The sequence below is a fragment of the Streptomyces inhibens genome (assembly GCF_003389455.1).
Classification (GTDB): Bacteria; Actinomycetota; Actinomycetes; order Streptomycetales; family Streptomycetaceae; genus Streptomyces; species Streptomyces inhibens.
Window position 1 is genome coordinate 1 of the sequence record NZ_QUAC01000445.1, and the last position, 16,340, is coordinate 16,340.

Annotated in this window: 14 protein-coding genes; 10 read left to right on the top strand and 4 right to left on the bottom strand. The window is 72.0% G+C overall.

The window, feature by feature from the left end; genetic code table 11:
* Positions 1-94: 94 nt before the first annotated feature.
* Positions 95-538 (bottom strand): MarR family winged helix-turn-helix transcriptional regulator, encoded by a 444-nt coding sequence (locus DY245_RS38445; protein ID WP_128511742.1) that lies wholly within the window; start codon positions 536-538, stop codon positions 95-97.
* 143 nt (positions 539-681) lie between these two features.
* Between DY245_RS38445 and DY245_RS38450 the strand changes: the two genes are divergently transcribed.
* Entirely contained in the window at positions 682-1,623 is a 942-nt protein-coding gene (locus tag DY245_RS38450; RefSeq protein WP_128511743.1) for a quinone oxidoreductase family protein, read from the top strand.
* 251 nt (positions 1,624-1,874) lie between these two features.
* Positions 1,875-3,845: a sialidase family protein gene (locus DY245_RS38455; protein ID WP_128511744.1), complete on the top strand. Its 1,971-nt coding sequence runs from the start codon at positions 1,875-1,877 to the stop codon at positions 3,843-3,845.
* On the opposite strand, the gene DY245_RS38460 is transcribed toward DY245_RS38455, so the two are convergent.
* On the bottom strand, positions 3,787-4,869 hold the full coding sequence (locus DY245_RS38460) for a bile acid:sodium symporter family protein (protein ID WP_244943525.1): 1,083 nt from the start codon (positions 4,867-4,869) through the stop codon (positions 3,787-3,789). The genes DY245_RS38455 and DY245_RS38460 overlap by 59 nt on opposite strands.
* 201 nt (positions 4,870-5,070) lie before the next feature.
* Here DY245_RS38460 and DY245_RS38465 point away from each other — a divergent pair, with 201 nt between their 5' ends.
* The 5 genes from DY245_RS38465 to DY245_RS38485 all read left to right on the top strand — a co-directional run bounded on the left by DY245_RS38465 (position 5,071) and on the right by DY245_RS38485 (position 11,034).
* Positions 5,071-5,934: a LysR family transcriptional regulator gene (locus DY245_RS38465; RefSeq protein WP_128511745.1), complete on the top strand. Its 864-nt coding sequence runs from the start codon at positions 5,071-5,073 to the stop codon at positions 5,932-5,934.
* Positions 5,935-6,188: 254 nt separating this feature from the next.
* Positions 6,189-8,015 carry an AMP-dependent synthetase/ligase gene (locus DY245_RS38470; RefSeq protein ID WP_181924051.1) on the top strand — a complete coding sequence of 609 codons (1,827 nt, stop codon included), beginning with the start codon at positions 6,189-6,191 and terminating at the stop codon, positions 8,013-8,015.
* A gap of 109 nt (positions 8,016-8,124) precedes the next feature.
* Positions 8,125-9,147, top strand: a complete 1,023-nt coding sequence (locus DY245_RS38475) for a hypothetical protein (protein ID WP_181924052.1) — start codon at positions 8,125-8,127, stop codon at positions 9,145-9,147.
* A gap of 40 nt (positions 9,148-9,187) precedes the next feature.
* Entirely contained in the window at positions 9,188-10,021 is an 834-nt protein-coding gene (locus DY245_RS38480) for an aldo/keto reductase (protein WP_128511746.1), read from the top strand.
* A 221-nt stretch (positions 10,022-10,242) separates the two neighbouring features.
* The gene (locus tag DY245_RS38485; protein ID WP_128511747.1) at positions 10,243-11,034 is read left to right on the top strand and encodes a VOC family protein; all 792 of its coding nucleotides are present in this window, start codon (positions 10,243-10,245) and stop codon (positions 11,032-11,034) included.
* Positions 11,035-11,054: 20 nt separating this feature from the next.
* Here DY245_RS38485 and DY245_RS38490 read toward each other — a convergent pair whose 3' ends face one another.
* Positions 11,055-11,975, bottom strand: a complete 921-nt coding sequence (locus tag DY245_RS38490; RefSeq protein WP_128511748.1) for a class I SAM-dependent methyltransferase — start codon at positions 11,973-11,975, stop codon at positions 11,055-11,057.
* Between the two features lie 120 nt (positions 11,976-12,095).
* On the opposite strand from DY245_RS38490, the gene DY245_RS38495 reads away from it, so the two are divergent.
* The 3 genes from DY245_RS38495 (at position 12,096) to DY245_RS38505 (ending at position 15,662) form a co-directional block, all read left to right on the top strand.
* Positions 12,096-13,169: a DUF1266 domain-containing protein gene (locus DY245_RS38495; protein WP_128511749.1), complete on the top strand. Its 1,074-nt coding sequence runs from the start codon at positions 12,096-12,098 to the stop codon at positions 13,167-13,169.
* A gap of 55 nt (positions 13,170-13,224) precedes the next feature.
* Positions 13,225-14,604, top strand: coding sequence for a cryptochrome/photolyase family protein (locus DY245_RS38500; RefSeq protein ID WP_128511750.1), 1,380 nt, complete (start codon positions 13,225-13,227; stop codon positions 14,602-14,604).
* Between the two features lie 116 nt (positions 14,605-14,720).
* The gene (locus DY245_RS38505) at positions 14,721-15,662 is read left to right on the top strand and encodes a YihY/virulence factor BrkB family protein (RefSeq protein WP_128511751.1); all 942 of its coding nucleotides are present in this window, start codon (positions 14,721-14,723) and stop codon (positions 15,660-15,662) included.
* Between the two features lie 34 nt (positions 15,663-15,696).
* On the opposite strand, the gene DY245_RS38510 is transcribed toward DY245_RS38505, so the two are convergent.
* A complete protein-coding gene (locus DY245_RS38510) occupies positions 15,697-16,008 on the bottom strand; it encodes a 4a-hydroxytetrahydrobiopterin dehydratase (RefSeq protein ID WP_128511752.1) in 312 nt (103 codons plus the stop codon).
* Positions 16,009-16,340: the final 332 nt, after the last annotated feature.

Sequence of the window (16,340 nt, forward strand, 5' to 3'; positions counted from 1 at the left end):
GCCACGGGCGGAGGCCATGCGCCCGCCGCACGGGCCGGCGGACCGGCCGGCGGGGTGCGCCCCCTGCGCCGGCCGGTCCCCGCCGGTCCGTGGGTCACTCCACTGGCAGCGCGATCCGGGTGAGCAGGGCGATCAGCTGCTCACGCTCGTCGGGGGTCAGCGCCGCGGTCAGCTCCGCGTTGGCCTCGTCGCCGAGCTGCTGGGTGCGGCGCAGCCGCCGCCGGCCGTCGGCGGAGATCTCGATGGCGTTCTTGCGCCGGTCCTTGGGGTCGGGGGTGCGGGTCACCAGCCCATCCTTCTGCAGGTCGTTGACGATCGCGACCATGTCCTTGGGGTCGATGCCCAACGTCCGGCCGAGCTCGGCCTGGGAGAGAGGGCCGAGTTCGGCAACGCCCGACAGGACGGCGTGATGCATCATCCGCATGCCCTCGGCGGCGAGGGCGTCGGCGACGAGCCGGTGGCCACGGGCGGCGGCGCGGCCCAGCAGCCAGCTGGGGAGCGCGCGGATACGGCTGGGGGCGTACGGGGTTTCGGCCATGGGACCACCGTACCGAGAAATCCATTGGAGAACCCAACGAAAAACCATTGGCAGCCCCAATGGTTTGTGGTTATCGTTGGGGGACCCAATGAAGCCCAGCCCACTCGGTGCGAACCGATCGGCGAACCTGGAGGTGCCCGCCCATGCGCCGCGTCCGATTCCATACCTATGGCGGCCCGGAAGTCCTGCGCGTCGAGGAGGCCGAGGCGCCGGTGCCCGGCCCCGGTGAACTGCTGGTGCGCACGGAGGCGATCGGCGTCACGCTGCCGTGTGTGCGGCGGGTGCGCGGCGACGGCAAGGGCGGCGGCGATCCGCTGCCCGCGATGCCCGGCGGTGAGATCGCCGGCGAGGTCGTCGCGCTCGGCCCGGACGTCACCGGCTTCGCCGTCGGCGACCGCGTCACCTCGCTCACCCTGACCGGCTCGTACACCGAACTCGCCCTCGCGCCCGCCTTCCTGGCGAGCCGGATACCGGACCGGGCGAGCGCCGTGGAGGCGGTGGCACTGGTGCGCAGCGGGCATGTCGCGCTCGCCGCGCTCAGCACCGCCGCGCCGCAGGGCACCGAGTCCGTACTGATCACCGGTGCGGCCAGCGGCACCGGTCATCTCGCCGTCCAACTGGCCAAGCTCCAGGGGGTGCCGCGTGTGGTCGCGGCCGTCAGCTCGGCCGACAAGGCGGAGTTCCTCCACGGGCTCGGGGCCGACGAGGTGGTGACGTACGACCAGGAGTCCTGGGGCGAGCCCGTCGATATCGTCCTGGACGGCGTCGGCGGCGAGGTACTGCCGGGCGCCCTGGCCGCCCTGGCGCCCGGTGGACGGCTGATCTTCTTCAACTCCGGTGGTGGCACGGTCCCGGCGTACGAACTGCTGGCGGGCGACAAGACCATCACCGGGCTGACGATGCGGCGCTTCACCACGGTCCACCCGGAGCTGTACGCACAGCACCGCGCGCAGCTGTGGGAGCTGGCCGGATCCGGCCGGCTGCGGGCCGCCGTCCATGCCGAACTGCCGCTGGACGAGGCCGCGAAGGCGCACGAGATCATCGAGGCCCGGGCCAACCTCGGGAAGGTGGTGCTGCGGCCATGAAACGCGGCGGGCGCATCCGGCACATGCGGGGCGCCCGGCGCACGCGACACTCCCGGCCCTGGCAGCGCGCACGGCGCACCCGGCGCAGCGCCCTGCGGGCCGGGAGAGTGAATTCGGGCTGCGGCGCGGAGAACCCACGCACGCTCCTTGTCGCGTGTCCACACGCGGCAGTAGCTTCCGTCAGGGATGCACATAGGACGTGGGATGTCCTGATGACCCGACCGCCGATGCCTCGAAGGGCAGGCCGGACCATGACGTCAGTTCTCCGCGCACACCCCAGCCCCCGCAGCAGACCCCCGCGCCGCCGCGCCACGGCCCTGCTGGCCGCGCTGACCGCCACAGCCCTCGCCCTCCTGACGACCGCCCCCGCGCACGCCGCGCCCGACCGGGCGTCGGGCGGCCCCGCCACCGCCGCGGCACCGTCCCCCGCCGGCGGATTCGACCAGCAGATCCTCTTCAAGGCCTCCCAGGAACAGGGCTACTTCTGCTTCCGGATACCGGCCATCGTGAAGTCCGCGCGCGGCACCCTCCTCGCCATCGCCGAAGGCCGGCGGCACGACTGCGGCGACGCGGGCGATATCGACCTCGTCCTCAAGCGCTCCACCGACGGCGGCCGCACCTGGGGCCCGCTCCAGGTCATCAACCGCGGCAACGGGGACACCCATGGCAACCCGGCGCCCATCGTGGACCGCCGCACCGGCCGTATCGTGCTCGCCGAGACCTACAACAAGGGCCGCACCGACGGCCTCAGCTGCGCTGTCCCCTGCGACCGCACCCCGCATCTCCAGTACAGCGACGACGACGGCGCGACCTGGTCCCCGCCCCGGGACCTGACCCCCAGCATCCGTCCCCCGCAGTGGAATTCCTGGTACGCCACCGGGCCCGTGCACGGCATCCAGCTCACCCACGGACGGCACGCCGGCCGACTGGTCTTCGGCATGAACTCCGAGAGCTACGCGGACAACCGGGTCACCGCCAACCACGCCGCCCTGGTCCACAGCGACGACGGCGGCGCCACCTGGAAGGTCGGCGCACTGGACACCTGGCCCATCGCCGCTGATGGCACCTTCCGTCAAAAGCCCTCGGAGATGACCCTCCTGGAGCGCTCCGACGACTCCCTCTACGTCAACGGCCGCGAACAGGACGGCACCGACCTGGGCCACCGCACCGCCGCGGTCAGCCGCGACGGCGGCAACTCGTTCGCCGCGCCGTTCCGCGCCATCCCCGACCTCTACACCCCGATGGTGCAGGGCTCGGCGCTGCGCCTGCCGCATCCGCAGGCCGGCCACAGCCGCACCCTGTTCGCCGCGCCCGCCGACCCCGACCGGCGCCGCACCATGACCATCCGCTCCTCCTACGACGAGGGCCGCACCTGGGAGGGCGTCGACCGGGGCGCCCGGGTCACCACCGACTGGTCCGGCTACTCGGACCTGGTCGCCATCTCCTCCGACGTCACCGGCCTGATGTACGAGAGCGGCACGGTCGACGCCCGGGACGAGATCCGCTTCGCCCGCTTCACCGAGGACTGGCTCGGCCCGCGCCGCGCCCCCGACCCCACGACCCGCGACACCGCACCCGGCGCCCGGCCGGCACTCGTCCTCGGCGGTGCCCGCACCACCGACGGCCGTTTCGGCAACGCGCTGTCCTTCGACGGCAAGGACGATGCGGTACGCCTCCCCTTCCGCACCTCCCTCCCTCTGGGCACCCACGACTTCACCTGCAGCCTGTGGTTCCGCTACGACGCCAAGACCGGCGAACAGCCGCTGCTGTGGATGGGCGGCGTGGGCACCAGGACCCCGCAGGTCGCGCTGGAGGGCGAGCCCAGGAACGGCCGGATCATCGCCCGCGTCACCGCCGTCGACGGCGCCGAACCGGTCGCCACCGCCCAGGCCGAGACCGGCGACGCGTACAACGACGGCAGCTGGCACCATCTGGCGCTGCGCCGCACCGACGGCCGGCTGCAGCTCACCGTGGACGGCACCGAGACCACCGTCGTCCCCGATGTCCCGGGGTCGGTCAGCCGTGGTTCGGTCTTCGGCGTACACCTCGGCCAGAAGCCGGACAGCCGCGTCCAGTTCACCGGCGCGCTGGACGAGGTACGCGTCTACCGGCGTGCCCTGAGCGATACCGAGCTGTCCCGCGTACGGACGGATGATGCGCCGGTCAGCGGGCCGATCGTGCTGGGGCTGTCGCTGGACCGGGTACGCGGACCGGGTCGGTAGAACCGCCGACCGCAGTCGCGGCGGGAGAAGATTCCCGCCGCGGCTCCGGTTCCGCACGGGCCGCACACCGCTTCGCCAGCACCGCGCAGACCATCAACTGCATCTGGTGGAACAGCATCAGCGGCAGCACCGCGAGCCCGGCCTGGGCGCCGAAGAGGACACTGGCCATCGGCAGCCCGGCCGCCAGGCTCTTCTTGGACCCGGCAAAGGTGATCGCGATCCGGTCCGCGCGAGCGAAGCCGAGCTTCTTCGCGCCGTACGAGGTGGCGGTCAGCATCACCGCGAGCAGCACCGCCTCCACCCCCAGCAGGCACAGCAGCCGCAGCGGGGAGACCTGGTGCCAGATGCCCTGGACCATACCGGCGCTGAAGGCCGTGTAGACGACCAGCAGTATCGAGCCGCGGTCCACATAGCCGAGGGCCTTCCTGTGGCGGGCGATGAACCCTCCCACCCAGCGGCGCAGCAGCTGCCCGGCCACGAACGGGAGCAGCAGCTGACAGACGATCGAGACCAGCGAGCCGGCCGAGAAGCCGCCGCCGTCCCCGTGCAGGACGAGACCGGCCAGCAGTGGTGTGACGACGATGCCGACGATGCTGGAGAACGAGCCGGCGCAGATGGCCGCCGCCACATTGCCGCGGGCGATGGAGGTGAAGGCGATCGACGACTGGACCGTGGAGGGCACCAGGCACAGGAACAGCAGCCCGGTGTAGAGGGTGGGCGGCAGGACGTACGGGACGAGCCCGCGGGCGGCCAGCCCGAGCACCGGGAAGAGCACGAAGGTGCAGGCCAGGACGGTCAGATGGAGCCGCCAGTGGCGCAGTCCGTCCAAGGCCTCGCGGGTGGAGAGCCGGGCGCCGTAGAGAAAGCAGAGCAGTGCGACGGCTCCGGTGGAGGCGCCGTCGGCGACGGTGGCGGCCGGTCCGCGGGCGGGCAGCAGCGCGGCCAGGGCGACGGTGCCCACAAGCGCCAGGATGTAGCCGTCCACGGGCAGCCAGGAGGGCAGCTTGGGCAAAGCGCGGCGCATGGTCTCTCTTCGGTCGTTCGGCGGCTCTCGGGCGGTGGCATGGACGGTGCCCTCTCCAGAGTGCCGTTGGCTACCGGCGATCGGGAACCCCTCTTACCGTAGTGACTGTCATTACGAATCGCGATGAGCGAGCTGCGATCAGGCGGGGATGAGGGCCCGGACGGAGCGGCGCAGACAGCAGGACGGCAGGACGGAGCGGCCATGTTCGAACCCGCGCAGCTGCGCACCTTTCTCACCGTGGCGCAGACGCTGAGCTTCACACAGGCCGCGCACCGCCTCGGGCTGCGGCAGTCGACCGTGAGCCAGCACGTACGGAAGCTGGAGGAGGCGGCCGGGCGGCGGCTGTTCACCCGGGACACCCATGCCGTGGAGCTGACCGAGGACGGCGAGGCGATGCTCGGCTTCGCGCGCACGATCCTGGAGGCGAACGAGCGGGCCGCGAGCTTCTTCGCCGGGACCCGGCTGCGCGGCCGGCTCCGCTTCGGCGCTTCCGAGGACTTTGTGCTGACCCGGATGCCGGAGGTCCTCGAAGGGTTCCGGCGGGAGCATCCCGAGGTCGATCTGGAGCTGACGGTCGAGCTGTCGGGGACCCTGCACGAGCTGTTGGCGGCGGGCCGGCTCGATCTCATCCTGGCCAAGCGGCGTCCGGAGGAGTCGCGCGGGCAGCTGGTGTGGCGCGACCGGCTGGTGTGGGTGGGCACCGAGCGGCTGCGGCTCGATCCGCAGCGTCCGGTGCCGCTGGTCGTTTATCCGCCGCCCGCGCTGACCCGGGCCCGCGCCCTGGAGGCGCTGGAGCACCAGGGGCGGGAGTGGCGGATCGCCTGCACCAGCGGGAGCCTGAACGGACTGATCGCCGCAACTCGGGCAGGTCTGGGCGTCATGGCACATACCAGGGGCATGATCCCGCCAGGTCTGGTCCGGCTCCCGCCACGCGCCGGACTGCCGGAGCTGGGCGGGGTGGACTTCGTCCTGGTGTACGGGCAGCGCGACCGCGCGGCGCGGGGCCCGGCGGAGGCGCTCGCCGAGGCGATCCTCGCGGGCGGTGACCGGCTGCATCTGCCGTAGTCAGAGGCCCTGCCGCGGACCCGCGGCCTGAACCGGTGTCATATGCAGAGATTTGGTGCAGATATGGTCCCGGCGTCGTGATCGTCCGGCGGCGAAGTGGCCGGATCATGTCCACGCTTCTCCGAAGTAACCCGTTTTCTCCGGTTGGCCAGTTCCCGCGGGAGCGCGTCCGGGACGTGGTACCGCCCTGCCGGATGCCGGCCCGTTGGGGTACGGTCGCGGCCTTGTGAGCAACACCACGAGGAGCTGGGTCATTGCGCGAGTTCACCGTCCCACCTTTGGCGACCGCGCCGCGGGTCGGCGGGCTCGCTGACGCCGTCTACGAGAACGCCGAAACCGATCCCGGACGGGTTGCGCTGGCGCGTAAGGACGACGCGGGAAACTGGCAGGACGTCACCGCCGGACAGTTCCGGGACGAGGTCATCGCGCTGGCCAAGGGCCTGCTCGCGCAGGGTGTCCGGTTCGGCGACCGGGTCGGCATCATGTCCCGTACGCGCTACGAGTGGACCCTCTTCGACTTCGCACTGTGGTCGATCGGTGTCCAGTCCGTACCGCTGTATCCGACGTCCTCGGCCGAGCAGGTCTTCTGGATGCTGCACAACGCGGGCGCCTCGGCATGCCTGGTCGAGCACGAGGACCATGCGATGACCGTCGGCTCGGTCATCGACCGGCTTCCGCAGCTGCGCAAGCTGTGGCAGCTGGACGCCGACCCGGTGGCCGAACTGACCGCGGCCGGTGCGCATATCGACGACGAGGTGGTGCACCGCCACCGGATGGCCGTCACCCCGGACGCCACCGCGACGCTCATCTACACCTCCGGCACCACCGGCCGCCCCAAGGGCTGTGTGATCACCCACGCCAACTTCATGGCCGAGGCCGACAACATCGTCATGCGCTACGAGACGGTCTTCTCCTCGAAGCCCGGCGACGAGGCGGCCACGCTGCTGTTCCTGCCGCTGGCGCATGTCTTCGGGCGGATGGTGCAGGTCGGCGCGGTCCGCGGCCGGGTCAAGCTGGCCCACCAGCCGGAGCTGGCGGCCCGTGCGCTCCTGCCCGACCTCCAGTCCTTCCGGCCCACCTTCATCCTCGCGGTGCCCTACATCTTCGAGAAGGTCTTCGCCGCGGCCCGGCGGCGGGCGGAGGCGGACGGCAAGGTGGGCCCCTTCGACAAGGCCGTCGAGATCGCGGTCCGCTACGCCGAGGCGCAGGAGAACAAGGCGTTCGGCACCGGTTCCGGCCCCAGCGCCTCGCTGCGGATGCAGCACCAGATCTTCGACAAGCTGGTCTACGGCAAGGTCCGTGCGGCGATGGGCGGCCGGGTGCGGCATGCGATGTCCGGCGGCTCGGCGATGGAGCGCCGGCTCGGGCTGTTCTTCGCCGGCGCCGGCGTGACGATCTTCGAGGGCTACGGCCTGACGGAGAGCACCGCGGCCGCCACCGCCAACCCGCCCGAGCGCACCCGCTACGGCACCGTCGGCACCCCCGTCCCCGGCACCACCGTGCACATCGCGGAGGACGGCGAGATCTGGCTGTACGGCGGCCAGATCTTCCACGGCTACCACAACGATCCCAAGGCGACCGATGCCGTACTGCACGACGGCTGGTTCGCCACCGGTGACCTGGGCGCCCTGGACGAGGACGGCTATCTGACGATCACCGGCCGGAAGAAGGAAGTCCTGGTCACCTCCGGTGGCAAGACGGTCTCCCCGGTGTCCCTGGAGGAGCGGGTACGGGCGCATCCGCTGGTCGCCCAGTGCATCGTCGTCGGCAACGACCGGCCGTTCATCGCCGCGCTGGTGACCCTGGACCCGGAAGCGGTCGCGCACTGGCTGGCCATGCGCGGCAAGCCGGAGTTGCCGCCGACCGACCTGGTGCGCGACCCGGACCTGGAGACCGAGATCCGGCGCGCCGTCGTCGCGGCCAACACACTGGTCTCACAGGCCGAGTCGATCCGTACGTTCCGGATACTGGCCAACCAGTTCAGCGAGGAGCACGGGCTGCTGACGCCGTCGCTGAAGCTCAAGCGCAAGGCGATCGAGACGGCGTATTCGGTCGAGGTGGACGCGCTGTACAAGGCGTGAGGGGCGGACGGGAGCGGCCTTGGCCGGGCCGCGCCCTCCCCCGTACGGCGGAGGCGGATCGGCTGCAGGTCCGACGTCCAAGGGTCCGGCGCCGACCAGACTCCGGGTCATGAACTCTCGCCGCCTCACCGTTCTCGGCCGGATCGCGGTCCTCGCCTGCGCGCCGTACCTCACCCTCAAGCTGCTGTGGGTGCTGGGCTTCGACATCGGCGTCGTCGACACCCATCGCATCAGCCGCGCCGTATGGGTCGCGGCCAATGCCTTCACCTTCCTCCTGGATGCGATCGCGGCGGTGGTGGCGCACACCCTCACCCGCCCGGCCGGCCGCCGCGCCCCGGCCTGGCTGCTGTCCTTTCCACTGTGGATGGCGTCCGGGCTGCTCGTCCCGCTGATCACGGGCGTGGTGGGCGGCAGCCTCGCCGCCCTCGTCACGGGCGCCGACAACCCGATGTCCCGCGGCGACTTCCTCGCGCCCTGGGTCATCGGCGTCGTCTACGGCGGCTTCATCATCGAGGGCGGCACACTGCTCGGTGCCTTCGCGGTGTACGCGCACCAGCGCTGGGGCGGGCTGCTGCGCCGCCCGCTGGGCGCGCTTCCGGACACCGGCACCCGGGCGCTGCAACGGATCTTCCTGGCGCCCGCCGCGGTGCTGCTCGCCACGCTCGGCACCGTCCACGTCCTGTGGGGCGCGGGTTCGACGCTGGGCACGGAAGCGGCCGAGGTGGCGGCCCGCACCGTCATCAGCTCCGCCTCTGACTGGTCCCAGGGCCTGCTCACTCTGCTCGGCGCCGCCGGGATACTGCTCCTGCTGTTCCCCCGCCTGCGGCCCCGGCTCCCGGTGCGTATCCCGCTCGCCCTGGCCTGGGTCGGCAGCGCCTCTGCGTTCGCCCTGGGCGGCACGCTGTGGCTGGGCCAGGCGGTGACCGACGGCCTCTCCCCCGGCGCGTCCGCGGTCCCCGGCGGGCTCCCGGGGCTGGTCGGCGCCCTGGAACTCTGCGCCGGGCTCGTGGTGCTGTGCGGCGGCGCGTTCACACTCTGCGAACTCACCGCCGCGGCACGCACACAGGAACGCTCCGCATTTTCCTCAGCGCATCGACATGCACGGGAATGCGCGACGTCGGATGATCGTTGACATCCCAGAACACGAAAGTCGACGTAAGGACCGATTCCCCGTGATCAAGGTTCCTTCCCTCGCGCTCAACAACGGCATCGCGATGCCCCAGCTCGGCTTCGGCGTCTGGCAGGTCGAGGACGACCAGGCGTTCACCGTCGTCGGCCAGGCCCTGGAGGCCGGTTACCGCAGCATCGACACCGCGGCGATCTACGGCAACGAAGCGGGCACGGGCAGGGCACTCGCCGCTTCCGGCATCGCCCGTGACGAGCTGTTCGTCACGACCAAGCTCTGGAATTCCGAGCAGGGCTACGACTCCACGCTGCGCGGCTTCGACGCCTCCCTGACCAAGCTCGGCCTCGACCATGTGGACCTCTACCTGATCCACTGGCCGCTGCCCTCCAAGGACCTGTACGTCGACACGTACAAGGCCGTCGAGAAGATCTACGCGGACGGCCGCGCCAAGGCCATCGGTGTCTCCAACTTCCTGCCCGCGCACCTGGAGCGGCTGCTCGGCGAGACATCCGTCGTCCCGGCCGTCAACCAGATCGAACTGCACCCGCAGTTCCAGCAGGCCGAGTCCCGCGCCTTCCACGCCCGGCACCACATCGTCACCGAGGCCTGGTCGCCGCTCGGCCAGGGCAGGGGTCTGCTGGAGGACCCGACGATCGCCCGGCTCGCCGCCCAGCACGGCAAGACGCCCGCCCAGGTGGTGCTGCGCTGGCACCTCCAGATCGGCAATGTCGTCATCCCGAAGTCCGTCACCCCCTCGCGCATCGCCGAGAACATCGACGTCTTCGACTTCACGCTGGACGACGCGGATCTCGCCACCCTCGCCGGCCTGGACTCCGGCAACCGCCTCGGCCCGGACCCGGCCACCTTCGACATGGCCTGACCGTCACCCCGTACGGCGCCGCCCGGCTGGTCCGGGCGGCGCCATGGCGTACGGGGCGCGGCCCACCCGAGTGGCGGGCTCGGCGGACGGCAGGAAGTGTGGAGGGTGAGCGTGCGGTGGCCGCTGCGGAGCACCGACAGGGGCGCGGACGCTCTGTTTCGCTCCGCCCTGTTCCTCCCCGATGCCTCAAGGGCATGGGGGGTGCTCCCCAGGAGGCCACGATGCCTGACGTCACTTCTGCCTACCGGCCCGGAACCCCCTGTTGGGTCGACCTCGCGGCCCCCGACCAGCAGGGCGCCATCGACTTCTACTCCAGCGTCTTCGGGTGGACCGGAGAGGTCGGCCCCCCGGAGACCGGCGGGTACGCCGTGTGCCATCTGAACGGCAAACCGGTGGCCGGCATCATGGCCGCGGTCCCGATGGGCGGCCAGCCCGCGCCGCCGACCGTATGGACCACCTATCTGGCGGCCGCCGATGCGGATGCCACCTCCCAGGCGGTGAGCGATGCCGGCGGCACGCTCCTGATGCCCGTCATGGACGTGATGACGCTCGGGCGGATGTGCATCGCGGCCGACCCCACCGGAGCGGTGTTCGGCGTCTGGCAGGCCGTGGACTTCCCCGGCGCCGGCATCGTCAACGAGCACGGTGCGCTGATCTGGAACGAGCTCAACACCACCGACCGGTCCGCCGCCTCCGCCTTCTACCGGGCTGCCTTCGGCGTCGAGAGCGCCGCCCTGGAAGGCGCCGAGAACTACTACGCGCTCAAGGTGAACGACCACGCGGTGGGCGGTATGCAGCCGATGTCCGAGCAGATGCCGCCCGACACCCCCTCGCACTGGCTGGTGTACTTCTCGGTGGCGGACACCGACGAGACGGTCGAGAAGGTGACCGCGGCCGGCGGCGCCGCGCTCCAGCAGCCCTTCGACATGATCGCCGGCCGGATGGCCGTGGTGACCGACCCGCAGGGCGCGACCTTCGCCGTGATCAACCCGAAGCCGATGAGTCAGGGCTGACAGCCGCCGGTGGCCGGCGGTTACTGGGCACGAGCGGTGTGCACGGTCTGCGCCGACAGCAGAAAGGCGTCGGGCCGGCGGGTGATCCCGGCGGCGTCATGGGGATCGGTGAGGCGGGCGAGGGTGGTGAGGTCGTCCTCGTCGAGGTGGTCGCTGTACACGTCGATGCCGCGGGTCAGGCTGGTGCGGACATAGGCCCGTGCCTCGGCGGACAGCGGCGCCGGAAGGTCCAGCAGGAAGCTGCGCGAGCGCGGGGTGCGCAGGCCGGCGTCGGCGAGGAAGGCGGGCCAGTCCTCGATGTCGTCGGCCGAGCCGGGCAGCGCCCTGCGCATCTCGGTAAACCACTCCTCGGTGACCGCGTCGAGCCGGGACTGCAGCCCCGGGCGGCCGATGCCGATGTCGCGCGGCAGATAGCGGGGGGCGAGGCCGCCCTCGGAGATGGCGAGAAGTCCGCCGGGCCGCAGACGGCCGGCGAGGGCGGCGACCGCGGCGCGCTGGTCGCCGACGTGGTGCAGGGCCTTGCTCGACCAGATGAGGTCGGCGCCGCCGAGGGCGTCGAGCCCGTCCGGGAGTTCGGCGAGGTGGGTGTGGATCCGGTCGCCGAGTTTGAGGCGGGCGGCGCGGGCGCGGGTCCGTTCCAGGAGCGGCTCGGTCGCATCCACCGCGACCACCTCGGCGTCGGGGAAGGCGCGGGCCAGCAGGCCGGTGACGACGCCCGGTCCGCTGCCGATGTCGAGCACCCGGCGCACGCCGTCGGGCCGGGAGCCGGCTGCGCCGGTGAGCAGTTCGCGCAGCCAGGCCGCGGCCTGTTCGTAGAGCGGGGTGTGCAGCTCGGCGCCCTGTTCGAGGAGCGGGCCGAGCTCCGCCCAGTCCAGGTGCGCGTTGTCGTGGGTGTGGTTGTGGTGGCTGTGCCCGTGTCCGGGGCGGTCGTGAGTGGTCATGGATCGAGCCTCCGTCAGGGGTGGCGCGGGGGGCAATCTTTGTTGCGGATCCGGCAACCCCAGCTTCTGGCGGGAGAAGGACGGACCGTAGGGTCTTGGCTCGTGGCTACTCCGGGATGGATGCCGCCGACGGATACCGAGCGGCGGCTGTGCGAAGCGACGGCGCGTGGTGACTTGGACGGACAGGTCGCGGCGATCGCCGGTGAGGATCTGTATCTGGCGGTACCGCAGCAGGGTCCGGACCCGCTGCCCGTTTACGACGACCCGGCGACCGGCGGTAAGTGCATTCCCGTCGTGACGCGCGGGATGCTGCCGCCGTGGCAGCCGCAGCAGTTCTTCGACCGGGTGTCGGTCGAGGAGCTGGCGCAGGACTGGCCGAACGACAAGTGGCGGCTCGCGGTCAACCCCGGGACGCCGTGCGCCGCGTATCTGGCCGCGACGCCCGCGCACCGCGCCGGCTGGCTGCGGATCCGCGCCCAGGTCGAAGTGCGGCCCGGCGGGCTGCTGGTCACACACTTCGGCGGTCCGCTGCACGGCCCCGTCGCCCAGGGGCTGGCGTGTGGTGCGCCGCTCGCGGTGCACCACAGTCTGCCGTGGAACGAACTCGGTACGGCTTTCCTCGACCACGCGTCGGACGCGCAGACCCTGCGCGAGCAGTGGTCGGTGGCCGACCCGGCCACTTGGCAGCAGCGTCTGGACCAGCTGCTCAGTGGGCAGTTCGTCCCGGCCGATACGGAGTCGGCGCTGCGCGCACGGGCCCGCGGCCGGGACACGGCGGACAAGGAAGAGGCGCCGGAGGCGGCCGGCTCCGGGGAAGCCGCGGACGCGCCCGCGGTCCCGGAGCTGGTGACCACGTACGAGGAGCGGTTCCGAACCGACGGTCTGCTGCCCACGGACGGCCGGGTGGTGTCCCTGGTCGCCCTGGATTACGCACATGCCGTCGCGCTCGTCCGCTGGGGTCTGGGCGCCCGGCTGTGCGCGCCGCAACAGGCCGAGCAGGCCGTGGCGCAGGCCGGCGCGCGGGCCAGGGAGGCGTACGGCTCATGGGAGGAGTTCGCCGCGGGCTATGCGCTGGGCCGACTGCTGGCGTTCGACAACGGCTGGTTCGGGCCGCAGTACGCGGAGACCGTGCACCTCCACCGGGTCCTCACCCAGGACCCGGCCTCGCCGTGGCGGGGGCTGCCGTTCGCCTGACGGGCGCGGTGCCACCGTGCGCTCGCGGCGCCCGGGTTCGGTGTAGACGTAGGTCATGGAAGCCGCGATCTGTCTGTTCAGCTCCGATCTCCGGCTGCACGATCAGCCGGTGCTGCATGCCGCGCTGCGCTCCGCGGCGCGCGTGGTGCCGCTGTTCGTGGTCGATTCGGGGATCGCGGACGCCGGGTTCATGGTGCCCAACCGGGCCGCGTTCCTGGCCGGTGCGCTGGCGGATCTCGACGCGGGACTGCGTGAACGGGGCGGTTGCCTGGTCATCCGTACGGGGGACGTGGTCGCGGAGACCTGTCGGGTGGCCGCGGAGACCGGGGCCGGGCAGGTGCATCTCGCGGCCGGGGTGAGCGGCTATGCGCTGCGCAGGGAGCGGCGGTTGGGCGACGGGCTGGCGGCGGCGGGGCGGGCGCTGGTCGTCCACGATGCGGTGATCACGGCGGTGCCGCCGGGCGCGCTGCTGCCCTCCGGCGCGGACAAGGACCACTTCGCGGTCTTCACCCCGTACTTCCGGCGGTGGCAGGCCGCAGGGCTGCGGCCGGTGCTGCCCGCGCCGCGGTCCGTACCGGTTCCGGCGGGGGTGCGTTCCAAGGACGTGCCGTCGGCGGCGGTGCTGTGCCCCGGCGGGAAGCCGTCGCCCGTGCTGCCGGAGGGCGGCGAGCGGGCGGGGCGCCGCCGGTTCGGGGCGTGGCAGCGGTCGGGGATGGCCGATTACCAGGACCGGCAGGACGATCTGCCGGGCGATGCCACCTCGCGGCTGTCCCCGTATCTGCACTTCGGGTGTCTTTCGCCGGTGGAGCTGGTGCACAAGGCGGCCGGCCGGACGGGCGCCGGCGCCGAGGCGTTCGTACGGCAGCTGGCCTGGCGGGACTTCCATCACCAGGTGCTGGCCGCCCGCCCGGACGCGGCGCGCGCCGACTACCGCACCAGGGGCGACCGCTGGCGGCAGGACAGCGCCGAGGTGGCGGCGTGGAAGGAGGGCCGTACCGGCTTTCCGGTGATCGATGCGGCGATGCGGCAGCTGCTGCACGAGGGGTGGATGCACAACCGGGCCCGGATGCTGGTGGCGAGTTTTCTGACCAAGACGCTGTATATGGACTGGCGGGTGGGTGCGCGGCACTTCCTGGATCTGCTGGTGGACGGCGATCTGGCCGACAACCAGCTCAACTGGCAGTGGATGGCGGGCACCGGCACCGATACCCGGCCCAACCGGGTGCTCAATCCGCTCGTCCAGGCCCGGCGGTTCGATCCGCACGGCGACTATGTGCGGCGCTGGGTACCGGAGTTGGCAGGCCTCGCGGGCGCGGCGGTGCATCAGCCGTGGCGGCTGACGGGGCCGGAGCGCGCGGCGTACGACTATCCGGAGCCGCTGGTGGACCTGGCGGACGGGCTGGTGCGGTTCCGGCGGGCGCGCGGGCTGGAATAGCGGGCGGGGCCCTGGACGGTCACCGGACGGGGCCGGCCGCGGCCGGGCTCCTGGTCGTCGGTGGTCGCTCCGCCAGGGGATGATGCAGACGGATCGAGCGAGAGGACGGATACGACATGGGCGGGAGCGATATGCGCCGTGGGCTGGACCGTACGCTGCTGGACCGGGCGCTCGGGGCGGTCGGGCCGAGGCAGCCGGCCGTGCCGACCTGGGCGCAGGTCCGCACCGCGCTGCGCCGTACGCCACTGTCCGTGTGGCACGACGATGTGACGGACTGGGCGGCGAGCCTGACATACTACTCCGTGCTGGCGCTGCTGCCGTCGCTGATCGTCACGGTGTCGCTGATCGGTCTCGCCGACCCGGCGGCCACCGAACAACTCATCAACCAGATCAGCTCGATCGCCCCGGCCCAGTCGGGCCCGACCGTGCACCGTGCGCTGCTCAGCATGGCGCACCAGCGCACCGCCGCGTGGGTGGTGGTGGGCGGCGCGCTGGTCAGTGCGCTGTGGTCGTCGTGCAGCTATCTGGCGGTGTTCCGCCGGGCGCTGCACGCCATGCACCGTACGAAGGACGACCGGCCGCCGTGGCGGAAGGCGCCGCGCATTCTCGTGACGGCGCTGCTGCTGATGGCGCTGCTGATCAGCAGTGCGGTGGCGCTGCTGGTCAGCGGGCCGATCGCGACCGCGCTGGGCCGGGCGGTGGGGCTCGGCGAGGCGGGCGAGGCGACCTGGAATCTGCTGAAGTGGCCGTTGTTGCTGCTCCTGGCCACGGTGCTGGCGATGGTGCTGTTCCGTTCCGGGCCGCCGAGTTCCCGTGGGGTGCGGCGGGCGGCGCCCGGTGGGGTGGTCGCGGTGCTGCTGTGGCTGGTGTCGTCCGCGGGCTTTGCGCTCTACGCCTCGTACGTGGGCACCTTCAACCGGCTGTACGGCTCGCTCGCGGGGCCGGTGGTGTTCCTGATCTGGCTGTGGTTCTCCCATCTGTCGCTGCTGTCCGGTGCCCAGTTCAATGTGGAGCTGGCGCGTGCGGGACGGGTGGTGAAGCCGCGCGTCGGCGACTGATGTCCCCGCCGGGCCGGTGGCGGCTCGCGTGTGGTCAGCGGGCGCCGTGGGCCGGGGCGATGTCCTCGATACGGCGGGCGAGGCCGAAGTCGAGGTGGGTGATCCGGCCGCCGATGCTGTGGGTGTTCACCGCGACGGCGAGCCGGTTGTAGCCCAGGGTCAGGTCGGCGTGGTGCCCCAACTCCTCCTGGATCTGGGCAATGTGGATGACCATGGCGGCGGCCGGGAAGTGCCCGTGGAAGGCGTAGCTGCGGCGCAGCAGCTCGCCCTCGGCGGACCAGCCGGGCAGCTCCGCGAGGCGGTCCTCGATCTCCTTGTCGCTGAGCGGTTCCACCTGAGCGTTCATGGCACTGGCCTCTCGCCGTACGTCGACTGCCGGACAGTTCCAGCGTGGCACGCCGAGGACGCTTTCGCGCCAATGTACGGACGGTGAGCCGTCCGCCTTCCCTGCGTCGGGCGGCCCTTCTACGCTCCTGCGCCTGACATGCATCGTTACCGACGGTAAGTGGGGGCTCAGGACATGGACAGTACCGGCACGGGCGAAGGCAACGGCGCAGGAGCGGGCAGCGGCGACGGCGCGCACGCAACGGGCGACGCCGGCAGCACACGGCGCGGCTTCGTCCGCGGGGCGGTGGGCGGCGCGCTCGCCCTCGGCGGTCCGGGTGCCGGCGGTGCCAC

Excerpts from the sequence above, each read along its gene's own strand:
- DY245_RS38455 (WP_128511744.1), top strand. The coding sequence starts at position 1,875 with ATGACGTCAGTTCTCCGCGCACACCCCAGCCCCCGCAGCAGACCCCCG.
- DY245_RS38505 (WP_128511751.1), top strand. The coding sequence starts at position 14,721 with ATGGGCGGGAGCGATATGCGCCGTGGGCTGGACCGTACGCTGCTGGAC.
- DY245_RS38460 (WP_244943525.1), bottom strand. The coding sequence starts at position 4,869 with ATGCGCCGCGCTTTGCCCAAGCTGCCCTCCTGGCTGCCCGTGGACGGC.
- DY245_RS38465 (WP_128511745.1), top strand. The coding sequence starts at position 5,071 with ATGTTCGAACCCGCGCAGCTGCGCACCTTTCTCACCGTGGCGCAGACG.
- DY245_RS38445 (WP_128511742.1), bottom strand. The coding sequence starts at position 538 with ATGGCCGAAACCCCGTACGCCCCCAGCCGTATCCGCGCGCTCCCCAGC.
- DY245_RS38510 (WP_128511752.1), bottom strand. The coding sequence starts at position 16,008 with ATGAACGCTCAGGTGGAACCGCTCAGCGACAAGGAGATCGAGGACCGC.
- DY245_RS38500 (WP_128511750.1), top strand. The coding sequence starts at position 13,225 with ATGGAAGCCGCGATCTGTCTGTTCAGCTCCGATCTCCGGCTGCACGAT.
- DY245_RS38450 (WP_128511743.1), top strand. The coding sequence starts at position 682 with ATGCGCCGCGTCCGATTCCATACCTATGGCGGCCCGGAAGTCCTGCGC.
- DY245_RS38495 (WP_128511749.1), top strand. The coding sequence starts at position 12,096 with ATGCCGCCGACGGATACCGAGCGGCGGCTGTGCGAAGCGACGGCGCGT.
- DY245_RS38485 (WP_128511747.1), top strand. The coding sequence starts at position 10,243 with ATGCCTGACGTCACTTCTGCCTACCGGCCCGGAACCCCCTGTTGGGTC.
- DY245_RS38490 (WP_128511748.1), bottom strand. The coding sequence starts at position 11,975 with ATGACCACTCACGACCGCCCCGGACACGGGCACAGCCACCACAACCAC.
- DY245_RS38475 (WP_181924052.1), top strand. The coding sequence starts at position 8,125 with ATGAACTCTCGCCGCCTCACCGTTCTCGGCCGGATCGCGGTCCTCGCC.